Source organism: Microtetraspora sp. AC03309 (genome assembly GCF_020826795.1).
GTDB classification, from domain to species: Bacteria; Actinomycetota; Actinomycetes; order Streptosporangiales; family Streptosporangiaceae; genus Microtetraspora; species Microtetraspora glauca.
Genome location: NZ_JADDIL010000291.1, coordinates 1 through 768 on the forward strand (window position 1 = coordinate 1; position 768 = coordinate 768).

1 protein-coding gene is annotated in these 768 nt (G+C 67.8%); it reads left to right on the top strand.

Annotated features, from left to right (window positions below; translation table 11 throughout):
- Positions 1 to 96: 96 nt before the first annotated feature.
- The gene (locus tag IMZ11_RS42900; protein ID WP_003880061.1) at positions 97 to 702 is read left to right on the top strand and encodes a TetR/AcrR family transcriptional regulator; all 606 of its coding nucleotides are present in this window, start codon (positions 97 to 99) and stop codon (positions 700 to 702) included.
- Positions 703 to 768: the final 66 nt, after the last annotated feature.

A 768-nucleotide genomic window follows, 5' to 3' on the forward strand; every position in this document is an offset into this window, starting at 1 on the left:
GCTTAGCATGGCGTTAGAGTCGTGGTCAAGGTCACCTGGCCGGGCGAAAGTTACGATCAGCCAGACGTTGTCGAGAACATGTCGTGAGGAGGATCGATGGCATCGGCGCGAAGGATCGGGGCGCCGGACGCGAAGAACCGGATCGTGCTGCTCGACGCCGCCGAGGCGCTGATGATCGAGGAGGGCTACGTCGCGGTCACGTCGCGCCGGGTGGCCGAGCGGGCCGGCCTCAAGCCCCAGCTGGTGCACTATTACTTCCGCACCATGGACGACCTGTTCCTGGCGGTGTTCGTGCGGCGTGCCGAAGAGGGGTTGGTGGCGCAGGCCGAAGCCCTGAACTCGCCGCAGCCGCTGTGGGCGCTGTGGCGGTTCGGTACCGATCCGAGCGCGACGCGTTTGACCATGGAGATGACGGGGCTTGCGAACCATCGGCCGGCGCTGCGGGCTGAGATCGGCAGGTATGCCGAGATGTTCCGCGAGGCCGAAACGAAGGCGATCGACGCGGCGCTGCGGCGCTACGGCGTCGACGCGTCCGACGTGCCGCCGATCGTGTGGACGTTCATCGCCGCCAGCGTGTCGCGGGTGATGGTGATGGAGCAGGCGCTCGGAATGACGGCAGGTCACGCCGAGGTGCTGAAGTTCTGCGAAGACTGGTTGCGGCGCCTGGAGGGCGAGCCGCAGCCGCTCGAGTTGCCGGCGTGAGGCCTGCCGGCGCCCCGGCAAGCGCGAATGTCCCCCGAACCGGTGGTCGCGGGGGACATTCACCTC